13 protein-coding genes are annotated in these 13,195 nt (G+C 60.8%); all 13 read right to left on the bottom strand.

The window, feature by feature from the left end; genetic code table 11:
- Window positions 1-22: 22 nt before the first annotated feature.
- The 13 genes from JOE32_RS21430 to rplM all read right to left on the bottom strand — a co-directional run bounded on the left by JOE32_RS21430 (window position 23) and on the right by rplM (window position 13,125).
- Window positions 23-964: an AEC family transporter gene (locus JOE32_RS21430; protein WP_209988603.1), complete on the bottom strand. Its 942-nt coding sequence runs from the start codon at window positions 962-964 to the stop codon at window positions 23-25.
- A 162-nt stretch (window positions 965-1,126) separates the two neighbouring features.
- Window positions 1,127-2,680 (bottom strand): galactarate dehydratase, encoded by a 1,554-nt coding sequence (garD, locus tag JOE32_RS21425; protein ID WP_209988600.1) that lies wholly within the window; start codon window positions 2,678-2,680, stop codon window positions 1,127-1,129.
- An 11-nt stretch (window positions 2,681-2,691) separates the two neighbouring features.
- Window positions 2,692-4,056 carry an MFS transporter gene (locus JOE32_RS21420; RefSeq protein WP_209988598.1) on the bottom strand — a complete coding sequence of 455 codons (1,365 nt, stop codon included), beginning with the start codon at window positions 4,054-4,056 and terminating at the stop codon, window positions 2,692-2,694.
- A gap of 179 nt (window positions 4,057-4,235) precedes the next feature.
- Window positions 4,236-5,681 (bottom strand): aldehyde dehydrogenase family protein, encoded by a 1,446-nt coding sequence (locus JOE32_RS21415; RefSeq protein WP_209988595.1) that lies wholly within the window; start codon window positions 5,679-5,681, stop codon window positions 4,236-4,238.
- Window positions 5,682-5,735: 54 nt separating this feature from the next.
- Window positions 5,736-6,647: a 5-dehydro-4-deoxyglucarate dehydratase gene (kdgD, locus tag JOE32_RS21410; protein ID WP_209988592.1), complete on the bottom strand. Its 912-nt coding sequence runs from the start codon at window positions 6,645-6,647 to the stop codon at window positions 5,736-5,738.
- A 690-nt stretch (window positions 6,648-7,337) separates the two neighbouring features.
- Entirely contained in the window at window positions 7,338-8,087 is a 750-nt protein-coding gene (locus JOE32_RS21405; RefSeq protein WP_209988589.1) for a FadR/GntR family transcriptional regulator, read from the bottom strand.
- Window positions 8,088-8,245: 158 nt separating this feature from the next.
- A complete protein-coding gene (locus JOE32_RS21400) occupies window positions 8,246-8,665 on the bottom strand; it encodes a ClpXP protease specificity-enhancing factor (protein WP_209988586.1) in 420 nt (139 codons plus the stop codon).
- Between the two features lie 17 nt (window positions 8,666-8,682).
- Complete coding sequence (locus JOE32_RS21395) at window positions 8,683-9,300, bottom strand: glutathione S-transferase N-terminal domain-containing protein (protein WP_032886246.1); 618 nt, start codon at window positions 9,298-9,300, stop codon at window positions 8,683-8,685.
- Between the two features lie 149 nt (window positions 9,301-9,449).
- Window positions 9,450-10,229, bottom strand: a complete 780-nt coding sequence (locus JOE32_RS21390) for a cytochrome c1 (protein ID WP_209988583.1) — start codon at window positions 10,227-10,229, stop codon at window positions 9,450-9,452.
- Complete coding sequence (locus JOE32_RS21385; RefSeq protein ID WP_209988579.1) at window positions 10,226-11,440, bottom strand: cytochrome bc complex cytochrome b subunit; 1,215 nt, start codon at window positions 11,438-11,440, stop codon at window positions 10,226-10,228. Before JOE32_RS21385 ends, JOE32_RS21390 begins: the two co-directional genes overlap by 4 nt.
- On the bottom strand, window positions 11,440-12,033 hold the full coding sequence (petA, locus tag JOE32_RS21380; RefSeq protein ID WP_209988576.1) for a ubiquinol-cytochrome c reductase iron-sulfur subunit: 594 nt from the start codon (window positions 12,031-12,033) through the stop codon (window positions 11,440-11,442). The genes JOE32_RS21385 and petA overlap by 1 nt, the downstream gene beginning before the upstream one ends.
- Before the next feature lie 256 nt (window positions 12,034-12,289).
- Window positions 12,290-12,682: a 30S ribosomal protein S9 gene (rpsI, locus tag JOE32_RS21375; RefSeq protein WP_003216038.1), complete on the bottom strand. Its 393-nt coding sequence runs from the start codon at window positions 12,680-12,682 to the stop codon at window positions 12,290-12,292.
- A gap of 14 nt (window positions 12,683-12,696) precedes the next feature.
- The gene (gene rplM, locus JOE32_RS21370; protein ID WP_003171742.1) at window positions 12,697-13,125 is read right to left on the bottom strand and encodes a 50S ribosomal protein L13; all 429 of its coding nucleotides are present in this window, start codon (window positions 13,123-13,125) and stop codon (window positions 12,697-12,699) included.
- Window positions 13,126-13,195 lie beyond the last annotated feature (70 nt).

Genomic DNA, 13,195 nt, shown 5'->3' with positions numbered 1-13,195 from the left:
CGCAGGCAAGCCCACCGCAACCTTAGATCCACCCACCCGCCTGCAACACGAAAATCCCGATATTGGTGGTCACCGCCGCCATCAGCGTGGTGATCACGATAATCGCCGCCGCCAGCTCGTGATTACCCTCGGCCGCGCGGGCCATCACATAACTGGCTGCGGCGGTGGGCGCACCGAAGTACAGAAACAGAATCCCCAGTTCGGGCCCGCGAAAGCCCAGCAGCCAGGCCCCCAGGGTGGCGACGATCGGCAGCCAGACCATCTTCATCAGGCTCGCACTGAGCGCCATGTTGCCACTCTTGCGCAGCGCCGCCAGGGACAAGGTGCCACCGATGCAGATCAGCGCCAACGGCAGCGTGGTGTCGGCCAGGTACTGCATGGACTTTTCCAGCCAACCGGGCACGCCGAGCTGGAAGTAGGCGAACGGCGCGGCGACGAACACGCTGATGATCAGCGGATTGGCCAGCACACTCTTGCAGATGCTCCACGGGTCGGACTTGATCACCGGGCTGTACACCGCCAGCACGATGGTCGACAGCGTGTTGTAGAGCAGGATCACCAGCGCCGCGAGGACGGCGCCCAGGGAGATGCCGTAGTCGCCGTACATGCTGGCGGCCAGCGCCAGGCCGATCACCCCGTTGTTGCCGCGAAACGCGCCTTGGGCATAGATACCCCGGTCTGCCGGCTTGCAGCGAAAAATCGCCCAGCCCCAGGCCACGGCAAAACTCAGCACGGTGGCGACCGCAAAATAGATCAGCAAGCCCGGTTGGAGCGCCGCATGCAGGTCGGCGTGCAGGATGCCGAGAAACAGCAGCGCCGGCATGGTGACGTTGAACACCAGGGAGGAAGCGGTATGGATAAAGTTGTCGTTGATCCAGTTGATGCGCTTGAGCAGCACACCGAGAAACAGCATGGCAAACACCGGCGCGGTGATGGTAAGGGTGGTGAGGAAGATAGCCAGCATGCCGGGGAGAACCTTTGAGCGTCGTCAGAAGGTCAATGATAAGCCATGCGGCGCGGTGGCGTCTGGTAGGCCGCTATCGGGAGCAAGCCCCCTCCCACATTTGACTGCATTCACAGTTCAACATGTGGGAGGGGGCTTGCTCCCGATGCAGGCGACGCGGTCTCAGGTAATCGGTGCCGGGTTGAACAAGGTGATGTCGTTATGCAGCTTGTGATGCTCGGCCCAGGTCTGTTTCTTGCCGCTGGCGACGTCCAGGTAGAAGTGGAACAACTCCCAGCCCAGTTCCTCGATGCTCGCACGCCCGGTGGCGATGCGCCCGGCGTCGATGTCGATCAGGTCCGGCCAGCGCTGCGCCAGCTCCGTGCGCGTCGACACCTTGACCACCGGCGCCATCGCCAGCCCGTAGGGCGTGCCGCGTCCGGTGGTGAACACGTGCAGGTTCATGCCCGCCGCCAGTTGCAAGGTGCCACACACAAAGTCGCTGGCCGGCGTCGCGCAAAAGATCAGGCCCTTGCTCTTGAAGCGCTCGCCGGGGCCCAGCACGCCGCTGATCGCGCTGCTGCCGGATTTGACGATGGAGCCCAGGGACTTCTCGACAATGTTCGACAACCCGCCCTTCTTGTTGCCCGGCGTGGTGTTGGCACTGCGGTCCGCCTCGCCCTTGGCCAGGTAACGGTCGTACCAGTCCATTTCCCGCACAAGCTCCTGGGCAATTTCCTTCGTTTGCGCGCGCGACGTGAGCAGGTAGATGGCATCACGGACTTCGGTCACTTCGGAAAACATCACCGTGGCGCCGGCCCGCAACAGCAGATCCGAGGCATAGCCCAGCGCCGGGTTGGCGGTGATGCCGGAGAACGCATCGCTGCCGCCGCACTGCATGCCCAGGATCAGCTCGGACGCCGGCACGGTTTCGCGGCGACGCTGGTCGAGTTTTTTCAGGCGGGTTTCGGCCAACGCCATGATCTGCTCGATCATTTCGGTGAACCCGTGACTGGAATCCTGTAGCCGATACAGCCACGGCTCGCTCAGGTCGACCGAGCTGTCGTTCTCATGCATCACCTGCCCGGCCTGCAGTTTCTCGCAGCCCAGGCTGATCACCAGCGCTTCGCCGCCCAGGTTCGGGTTGCGCGCCAGGTTGCGCACGGTGCGGATCGGGATGTAGGCATCCGTCGCCGTGATCGCCACACCGCAGCCGTAGCTATGGGTCAACGCCACCACATCATCGACATGAGGATACTTGGGCAGCAGTTCGTCCTTGATGCGCTTGACCGCGTGGTCGAGTACACCGGTGACGCACTGCACCGTGGTGGTGATGCCGAGGATATTACGCGTGCCCACGGTACCGTCGGCGTTGCGATAGCCCTCGAACGTGAACCCTTGCAAAGGCGCCTGGGCTTCGGGCACCTCGGTGGACAGTGGCAGGCTGTCCAATGGCGGTGCGGTGGGCATGCGCAGCTGGTCTTCCTGCACCCAACTGCCGCGCGGGATCGGCGCCAGGGCGTAACCGATGGTCTGGCCATAGCGAATGATCTGACCGCCTTCGGGAATATCTTCCAGGGTCACCTTGTGGCTCTGGGGGATGAAATCCACGGTGACCAGGCCGTCCGGGAACTCGGTCCCGGCCGGGACGCCCTGGTCATTGACCACGATCACCACGTTGTCGCGCTCGTGCAAACGGATCGAGCGCGGCGAGTCGGCATGTTCAATCAATTGCATCACGGGGCCTCTCAGGAATGCGCTTCGGTTAGGTTGGTCAACGCTGGCCCCTTGCTTGGCGGCTCTTTGAGGACTACACGCTTGATCGGGCCGACGATGACCAGGTAGCTGAACACCGCCACCAGTGCGTTGGCACCGACGAACACCAGCGCCCATTTGAACGAGCCGGTGGTGCTGATGATGTAGCCGATCACGATGGGCGTGGTGATCGACGCCAGGTTACCGAAGGTGTTGAACAAGCCGCCACTGAGGCCGGCGATCTGTTTGGGCGAGGTGTCGGACACCACCGCCCAACCCAGTGCGCCAACGCCTTTGCCGAAGAAGGCCAGGGCCATGAAGCCCACCACCATCCATTCGATATCCACGTAGTTGCACGCCACGATGCTGCTGGAAATCAGCAGGCCGCCAATGATCGGCGCCTTGCGCGCGAAGGTCAGCGAGTGGCCCTTGCGCAGCAGGTAGTCGGAAATCACCCCGCCCAGCACACCGCCGATAAAGCCGCAGATGGCCGGCAACGAGGCGATGAAACCGGCCTTGAGGATGGTCATGCCACGGTCCTGCACCAGGTACACCGGAAACCATGTCAGGAAGAAGTAGGTGATGCCGTTGATGCAGTACTGGCCCAGGTACACGCCGAGCATCATGCGGTTGGTCAGCAACTGGCGGATGTAGTCCCACTTCGGACCGTCGGTTTTCTTGCCTTTGCCCTTGTCCTGATCCATGTCGACCATCGCGCCATTGGCCGCAATGTAATCGAGCTCGGCGGCGTTGATCATCGGGTGCTGGCGCGGGCTGTGGATCACTTTCAGCCAGACCAGCGAGAAGACGATGCCGATCACGCCCATCACGATAAACACGTGCTGCCAGCCGAAGCTGTAGACGATCCAGCCCATCAGCGGCGCGAATAACACCGTGGCAAAGTACTGCGCCGAGTTGAAGATCGCCGAGGCCGTGCCGCGCTCGGCCGTGGGAAACCACGCCGCCACGATACGGGCATTGCCGGGGAACGAAGGCGCTTCGGCCAGCCCCACCATGAAACGCAGCATGAACAGCGCGACCACGGCGGTGGAGATACCGAATTCACCGACATAGCCTTGCAGCACGGTGAACAGCGACCAGGTGAAGATGCTCAAGGCATAGACTTTCTTCGAGCCAAACCGGTCGAGCAACCAGCCACCGGGAATTTGCCCGGCCACGTAGGCCCAACCGAATGCAGAGAAGATATAACCGAGGGTGACCGCGTCGATGCCGAGGTCTTTTTGCAGGCTAGAGCCGGCGATGGCGATGGTGGCCCGGTCGGCGTAGTTGATCGTGGTCACCAGGAACAGCATGAGCAGGATCAAATAGCGGACGTGGGTCGGCTTGGTCGCTTGCATGTAGAAGTACTCCCACTAATTATTTTTTTTGCGGGTAATCAAGTTGTGCTGCGCACACCGCTTCATGTGGGAGCTGGCTTGCCTGCGACACAGGCACCGCGGTGTGTCAGGCACACTCCGGTAATGCTATCGCAGGCAAGCCAGCTCCCACACCATGCGGGCGCCACAGGTGTTGCGTATTACGAACCGATGTAGCTGGTCTTCACCACGGTGTAGAACTCTTGTGCATAGCGGCCCTGCTCGCGTGAACCATAGGATGAGCCTTTACGGCCACCGAACGGCACGTGATAGTCCACGCCGGCGGTTGGCAGGTTGACCATCACCATCCCGGCCTGGGAGTGGCGCTTGAAGTGGTTGGCGTACTTCAGGGATGTGGTCGCAATGCCCGCCGACAGACCGAACTCGGTGTCGTTGGCCATCGCCAGTGCCGCTTCGTAGTCCGCCACACGTACCACGTTGGCGACTGGGCCGAAGATTTCTTCACGGCTGATGCGCATGGCGGCTTCGCTGTCGGCAAACAGCGTCGGCGCCAGGTAGTAGCCTTCAGTGTCGCAGGTCACCAAACCGCCACCGCTCACCAGCCGCGCACCTTCGCTCTGGCCGATGTCGATGTATTTCAGGTCCTGGTCCAGTTGGGCCTGAGACACAACCGGGCCGATGTCGGTGCCGCTTTTGAGGGCGTGGCCGACCTTGATCGACTTCATGCGCTCGGCCATCGCCGCGACGAACTGGTCGTGAATACCGGCGGTGACGATCAGGCGGCTCGATGCGGTGCAGCGCTGGCCGGTGGAGTAAAACGCGCTCTGCACGGACAGCTCGACGGCCTGCTTGAGGTCGGCGTCATCGAGAATGATCTGCGGGTTCTTGCCGCCCATTTCCAATTGCACCTTGGCCTGGCGCGACACGCAACTGACGGCGATCTGGCGCCCGACACCCACGGAGCCGGTGAAGCTGATGCCATCGACTTTCGGGCTGTTGACCAGCACGTCACCGACCACGCGACCGCTGCCCATCACCAGGTTGAACACACCGGCAGGGAAGCCCGCGCGCGAGATGATCTCGGCCAGGGCCCAGGCGCAGCCGGGTACCAGTTCAGCCGGTTTTATCACCACGCAGTTGCCGTAGGCCAGGGCCGGGGCGATTTTCCAGGCGGGGATGGCAATCGGGAAATTCCACGGGGTGATCAGGCCAACCACGCCCAGGGCTTCGCGGGTCACTTCAACGTTGACGCCCGGGCGTACCGACGGCACGTAGTCGCCGGACAGGCGCAGGCATTCACCGGCAAAGAACTTGAAGATATTGCCGGCGCGGGTCACTTCACCGATGGCCTCGGGCAGGGTCTTGCCCTCTTCCCGGGCCAGCAGGGTACCGAGTTCTTCACGGCGTGCGAGGATTTCGCTGCCGACTTTATCCAGCGCATCATGGCGCGCCTGGATGCCGGAGGTGGACCACGCCGGGAACGCAGCGCGGGCGGCGTCGATGGCCGCATTGACCTGAGCGACATCGGCCTTGGCGTATTCACCAATGACATCGGACAACTCCGACGGGTTGAGGTTGGTGCAATAGTCGGCACCGGCTACCCATTGGCCATTAATGTAGTTTTCAAAACGCTTTGCTTGGGACACGAATCTTCTCCTGACGCAAAAGGCCGCTGATTGCTCAGCGGCCTTGTTGATAAGTTATTGCGGGCCTTGCTTGTCGATCAGCGCGGCCAGGGCTTCGTATTCTTCCGGCAGCAGGTCGGTCAGCGGCGTGCGCACCGGGCCTGCGTCGTAGCCGGCGATCTTCGCACCCGCCTTGACGATGCTCACGGCGTAGCCGGCCTTGCGGTTACGGATATCAAGGTACGGCAGGAAGAAGTCGTCGATGATTTTGCCAACGGTGGCGTGGTCGTCTTTGGCAATCGCGTGGTAGAAGTCCATCGCGGTTTTCGGGATGAAGTTGAACACCGCCGAGGAGTACACCGGCACGCCCAGGGCCTTGTAGGCAGCGGCGTAAACCTCTGCAGTCGGCAGACCGCCGAGGTAGCTGAAACGGTCGCCCAGACGACGGCGGATCGACACCATCAACTCGATGTCACCCAGGCCGTCCTTGTAGCCGATCAGGTTCGGGCAGCGCTCGGCCAGGCGTTCCAGCAGCGGCGCAGTCAGGCGGCAGACGTTGCGGTTGTACACCACGACGCCGATCTTGACCGATTTGCACACGGCCTCAACGTGGGCGGCAACCCCGTCCTGGCTGGCTTCGGTGAGGTAATGCGGCAGCAGCAGCAGGCCTTTGGCACCGAGGCGCTCGGCCTCCTGGGCGTATTCGATGGCCTGGCGCGTCGCACCGCCCACACCGGCGAGAATCGGCACGCTGGAGGCGCAGGTATCGACTGCGGTTTTCACCACCTGGGAGTATTCGCTGGCGGCCAGGGAAAAAAACTCACCGGTGCCGCCGGCGGCGAACAGGGCCGTGGCGCCGTAGGGGGCCAGCCACTCGAGACGCTTGATGTAACCCGCCTGGTGGAAATCACCCTGGGCGTTGAAATCGGTCACCGGGAAAGACAGCAGACCGTGGGAGAGGATGGACTTCAGTTCTTGTGGATTCATTATTCGAACACCCTGGGCGAAGACTTTCTGTCGAAAGGTTATTGTTGGTTATGATGATGTCGTACGTCATCGTACAACTATAAAAGGATTCGTCAACTGCAATTCATCGCAACGGGGGTGCAGCGGGATTTTCCAGACAATGGAAGTCAATGAGGGAGGGGGCTTGCTCTGATGCCAGTCAGTTAAGCGCAGATCCCCTGTGGGAGCGGCGGTGCGACGATTCGACTTGCCCGCGAAAGCGGTGGGTCTTCAACATCAATGTTTGCTGGGCCGACGCCATCGGGAGCAAGCCCCCTCCCACATTTTGTACAGCGTTCGCAAACCATTCCGGTCGGCTCTCAGGCCGCCGCGCTTTTGCTTTTGATCTGGAAGCGCCCCGTCAAACACGCTGGCCGAACGCAGGCTTTGGAGCGTGGGTAACCCGGCAGGACGCCGGGTTAGCCGCGCTGGGCCAAGGATGGCCCATCGCGGCGGCCCACGCTCCAAAGCCTGCGTTCGGGCACACCGAGCCTAAGCGAGGTGCCGAGTGTTGGGGCAAGAGCGTTTTGCTTACTTTTGCGCTTTTCAAAAGTGAGCCGCCGTAAGGGCGGAACCCTAAGTCGCCTTTACCGCAGCACCGGATATGCACACCGAAAAATCGCCATCGCAGGCAAGCCAGCTCCCACATTTTGACCGCATGCAACCCCTGCTTCAGTTGCGCTGCGCCTCTGCCTCTTCATGGGCATGGCGCAGGCGTTCGCGGCTGTTGGTCAGGTGCAGGCGCATCGCGGCGCGTGCTGCGTCCGAATCCTGGCGGGCGATGGCGTCGTAGATTTCTTCGTGTTCGCGGCTCAGGCGGACCATGTAATGCTGCTGGTCGTCATGGGCCAGACGCGCCGAATTCAGGCGGGTTCGCGGAATGATGCTGGTACCCAGGTGGGTCATGATGTCGGTGAAGTAACGGTTGCCGGTGGACAGGGCGATTTCCAGGTGAAACGCAAAGTCCGAGGCAACCGCATCGCCAGCGTGGGCAGCGCTCTCGTTGAGCGCGTCGAGGGCAGCGCGCATGGCCGCCAGTTGCTCATCGCTACGGCGCAAGGCCGCCAGGCCCGCCGACTCCACTTCCAGGCTGATACGCAACTCGAGGATCGCCAGTACGTCACGCAAGGTCACCACGGTGGCCGGGTCAATGCGAAAGCCGCTGGGGCTTGGCGTATCCAGCACAAACGTGCCGATGCCGTGGCGGGTCTCCACCTGCCCCGCCGCCTGCAGGCGCGAGATGGCTTCGCGCACCACCGTGCGGCTGACACCATGGGCGTCCATGATCGCCGACTCGGTGGGCAACTTGTCACCGCGCTTGAGCTGGCCGTCACGGATCTGCTCGGACAACACCGTGACCAATTCCTGGGCAAGGCTGCGGCGCTTGCGGGGAAGACGAGGGGCGGCGCTGGCGTTTTCCATGATGAATCATCTTTCTCGGTGAGCTTGAGCACGCATCATAGCCCATGGTGGTTGTACGATCACCGTCCAGGCGCGACTTTCACCCCTATCCTGCGCGCAAAAAAATGCCCCGACACACGCCGGGGCATTGATTCAGTGCGTCCGCAAGGACAAACCTTTTACTTCACCACTTTCAAGCTCGGCCGGCCGCTGGGGCGCGGGGGTTCCGAATCCGGCGGCGGTAGATCACTACCGCCCTCGCCTTCGATGGACGGCTCGTCCTCGAAAGGCGATTCCAGATCGAAGACCATGCCCTGGCCATTTTCCCGGGCGTAGATGCCGAGGATGGCGCCAATCGGCACGAACAGCGTGTGCGGCACACCGCCGAAACGCCCTTCGAAGCTGACGGCTTCGTTGTCCATGTGCAGGTGGCGCACGGCACTGGGTGATACGTTCAGCACAATTTGTCCATCACTGGCAAAACCCTGCGGCACATCCACCTTGGGGAATTCGGAATTGACCAGCATGTGCGGGGTGCAATCATTGTCCACAATCCACTCGTAGAGCGCGCGGACCAAATAGGGTCGACTGGAGTTCATCAACGGCTCCTTAGGCCTTAGCGCATGTCGCGTTCGACACCAGACAGACTCGCCTGGAAAGCCTCACGCGCAAATTGGCGCTCCATGTAATCAAGCAACGGCTTGGCCGGCCGTGGCAGTTCAATGCCCAGAATCGGCAAGCGCCAGAGTATGGGTAATAGGCAGCAATCCACCAAACTTTGTTCCTCGCTGAGGAAAAAAGGTTTATCCGCGAACAACGGCGAAACGCCTGTCAGGCTCTCGCGCAATTCCTTGCGCGCCACGACACGGGCGGCCTCTTTGCTGCGCGAATCGAGGATCACATCCACCAGCCCGCACCAATCGCGCTGGATCCGATGAATCAGCAGGCGGCTGTTGGCACGCGCCACCGGATACACCGGCAGCAAAGGCGGATGCGGGTAACGCTCATCCAGGTATTCCATCACCACGGTCGACTCCCACAACGCCAGGTCACGATCGACCAGGGTGGGCAAGCTGCCGTAAGGGTTCACTTCGATCAGCTTCGGCGGATGACGACCCGCTTCCACACTGATGATCTCGGCGCTGACACCCTTCTCTGCGAGCACGATGCGTACTCGGTGGGAATAGTGGTCGGCGGGGTCGGAGTAACAGGCCAACCGGTTGGTCACGCCCATGGCGGTCCTCCTCGCTTGTTGAAATTATCGAAAGCTCAAAAACGAGCGCGCCCAGGGGGATTCTCTGCAGCATCCGGTTCAACCGGGTCGCCGTGTAGTCAGAGAAGCCGCTGGGCGCGCAAGATTAACAGCAATTGCTCACGGTTGGATCAATGCACATCCTTCCAGTATTCACGTTTGAGCAGATAGGCGAATACAAAGAAGAAAGCCAGGTAAAGCAAGACGTACGTACCGATGCGCTGGTGCTGCAATTTGACCGGGTTGGCCGAATAGGCCAGGAAGGTCACCAGGTTTCTGACCTTCTCGTCAAACTGCGCTTCACTCAGCTTACCGGTGTTGGGCACGATGGTCAGTTGATCACACGCTTGGTGGGTCAGCGGCGTGCCGGTCAACGGATCATAGTGCTTCTTGCCGTCTTCAACGACCTGAACCTGCGTGCATCCTAACACCTGGCGACCCTGCAGGCCGACCAGAACGTTCGGCATGCCCACATTCGGGGAGACCTTGTTGTTCACGCCCCATGGCCGGGCCGGGTCTTCGTAGAACGACGTGAGGTAGCCGTACAGCCAATCGGTGCCACGAACCCGGGCCACCAGGGTCAGGTCGGGCGGTGCCGCGCCAAACCAGGCCTTGGCGTCCGCAGGCTGCATGCCGATGTCCATGTGGTCGCCGATCCTGGCGCCGGTGAACACCAGCTTCTCCAGCATCAGCGCGTGAGGGATGCCCAGGTCGTCGGCCACGCGCTCATAGCGCTGGTACTTGGCGCTGTGGCAGCCCATGCAATAGTTGACGAAGGTGCGCGCGCCGTCCTGCATGGCGGCCTTGTCGGACACGTCGATGTCGACGTGCTCCAACGGCGCGCCTTGCTCGGCGGCGCAGGCCAGCAGCGGCAGCGCCGCCACCATCAATGCCACGAATAGTTTTTTCATCGGCCCGTCACCCTTTCCGGTACCGGTTTGGTTTTCTCGAACCGGGTGTAGAACGGCATCAGCATGAAGTAGGCGAAGTACAGAAAGGTGCAGACCTGTGCCAGCACCGTGCGCCCAGGCGTCGGCGCCAGTAGCCCCAGCACGCCCAGGGTCACGAACGAAATGCAGAACAGCCACAGCCAAATCCTGCTCAGCCAGCCCTTGTAGCGCATGGACTTGACCGCACTGCGGTCAAGCCAGGGCAGCACGAACAACGCGGCGATGGCCGCGCCCATGGCGATCACGCCCATGAGTTTGTCGGGGATGGCGCGCAGGATCGCGTAGAACGGCGTGAAGTACCACACCGGAGCAATGTGCTCAGGCGTCTTGAACGCGTTGGCAGGCTCGAAGTTGGGCTTCTCGAGGAAATAACCACCCATTTCCGGGAAAAAGAACACGATCGAGCAGAACACGAACAGGAATACCACCACGCCCACAAGGTCTTTCACGGTGTAGTACGGGTGAAACGGAATGCCGTCCAGCGGGATGCCGTTCTCGTCCTTGTGCTGCTTGATGTCCACACCATCCGGGTTGTTGGACCCCACTTCATGCAGCGCCAGAATGTGCAGCACCACCAGACCCAGGATCACGATCGGCAGGGCGACTACGTGCAGGGCGAAGAAACGGTTCAGGGTGATGCCGGAGACCAGGTAGTCGCCCCGGATCCACTGGGCCAGGTCGCTGCCAATCACCGGGATCGCGCCGAACAGCGAGATGATCACCTGGGCGCCCCAGTACGACATCTGCCCCCATGGCAGCAGGTAACCCATAAAGGCTTCGGCCATGAGCGCAAGGTAGATCAGCATGCCAAACACCCACACCAGCTCGCGGGGTTTCTGGTAGGAACCGTAGAGCAGGCCACGGAACATGTGCAGGTAGATGACGATAAAAAACATCGAAGCGCCCACGGCATGCAGCAGGCGAATGATGGCTCCGTGGTTGACGTCACGCATGATGCCTTCAACGGAGGCGAACGCCTCTTCAGCCGTGGGTGTGTAGCTCATCGTCAGCCACACGCCGGTGATGATCTGATTGAACAGCACCAGCAGCGCCAGGGAGCCGAAGAAGTAAAAGAAGTTGAAGTTTTTCGGCGCGTAATACTTGCTGAGGTGGTCTTCCCACATTTTGGTGGCGGGGAAGCGCGCGTCGATCCAGTCCATGAACTTGCTCATCACCCATTCTCCTTGTCGAGGCCAATGACAATCAGGTCGTCCGTTTCGTAGGAATGCGGCGGTACGGGCAGGTTCAGCGGCGCAGGCTGGGACTTGTAGACGCGCCCGGCGAGGTCGTAGTGGGAACCGTGACACGGACAGAAGTAGCCGCCGACCCAGTCCTTGCCCAGGTCTATCGGTGCTACTTCAGGGCGAAAGGAAGGTGAGCAACCCAGGTGAGTACACAGACCGACCAGCAGCAGAATCTCGGGCTTGATCGAACGCACTTGATTCCTGGCGTAGGCGGGCTGGTCGGAATGCTCGGAGGTGGGGTCAGACAGCCGGCCGTCCAGGGTTTTCAGGTTCCTCAGGATTTCCTCGGTACGGCGCACAATGAACACCGGCTGGCCGCGCCACTCGGCAATCATCTGCTGCCCTGGCTCGATCTTGCTGACATTCACCTTCACCGGCGCGCCCGCAGCTTTCGCCTTGGCACTGGGGAACCATGACCCCACGAACGGAACCGCAGCACCGACCGCTCCTGCAGCGCCCACCACGGAGGTGGCTGCTACCAGGAAGCGGCGCCGGCCCGCATTCACGCCGTCATTGCTCATTCAGTCCTCTCCCCATCGGCTCTATGGCCTGCTAAATCAGGCACCTGCTCAGCGTTGAATGTCTGTCTGTAAAAATGTTGTCGGATGGTAGTTAAAAGCCAGACTAATGAATAGGGAATGTCCCTGAGCCCAGCCAGCAGCCCTTGAAGTATAAGGACGCGGCATGTTGTCACGGCAAAAAATACGAAAAATCCGCGCAATAAAAAACGCCCAGCTCCGTGAGGAGACTGGGCGTTTTTGTGGAACGTAAAGCGAATTAACGCTTCGAGTACTGCGGACGCTTACGCGCTTTACGCAGACCGACTTTCTTACGTTCAACTTCACGGGCATCGCGAGTCACGAAGCCAGCTTTGCGCAGAGCGCCACGCAGGGTTTCGTCGTACTGCATCAGAGCGCGAGTGATACCGTGGCGGATTGCGCCAGCCTGACCACTTACACCGCCACCGATAACAGTGACGTAGATGTCGAACTTTTCAACGGTCTCGGTCAGTTCCAGCGGCTGACGAACTACCATGCGGGCAGTTTCGCGACCGAAGAAGTTTTCCAGAGTGCGGTTGTTGATCGAGATGTTACCAGTGCCCGGACGCAGGAAAACGCGTGCGGTTGCGGTTTTGCGACGGCCAGTGCCGTAATTTTGAGTCGCCGACATAATGAACTATTCCGTTAAAACTTCAGTTCTTGGGGCTGCTGAGCAGCATGAGGGTGTACAGCGCCCGCATAGACTTTCAGCTTGCGAAACATATCGCGACCCAGTGGGCCCTTCGGCAGCATGCCTTTGACCGCGATTTCGATCGGGGCTTCAGGCTTCTTGGAGATCAGGCCTTCAAAGTTGGAAGACTTGATACCGCCTGGGAAACCGGAGTGACGGTAGTACATTTTGTCTTGCGCTTTGTTGCCGGTAACACGTACCTGCTCAGCGTTGATGATCACGATGTAGTCACCGGTATCAACGTGAGGGGTGTACTCAGGCTTGTGCTTGCCACGCAGACGGCTGGCGACTTCAGTGGCCAGACGACCCAGGGTCTGACCAGCGGCGTCGACGACAAACCAGTCGCGCTGAACTGTTTCCGGTTTTGCAGTAAAAGTTGTCATTCTTTAATAGCCTCAGGGGCCGCCCTGTAAATTAGACGGCGGATCTTACTGAATAGTGCGTACTTTGACA

Origin of the sequence: Pseudomonas sp. PvP025, assembly GCF_017832155.1 — a bacterium.
GTDB lineage: Bacteria > Pseudomonadota > Gammaproteobacteria > Pseudomonadales > Pseudomonadaceae > Aquipseudomonas.
Note: the sequence above shows the minus strand (reverse complement) of the source record. Positions and strands in the feature narration are given on the sequence as shown.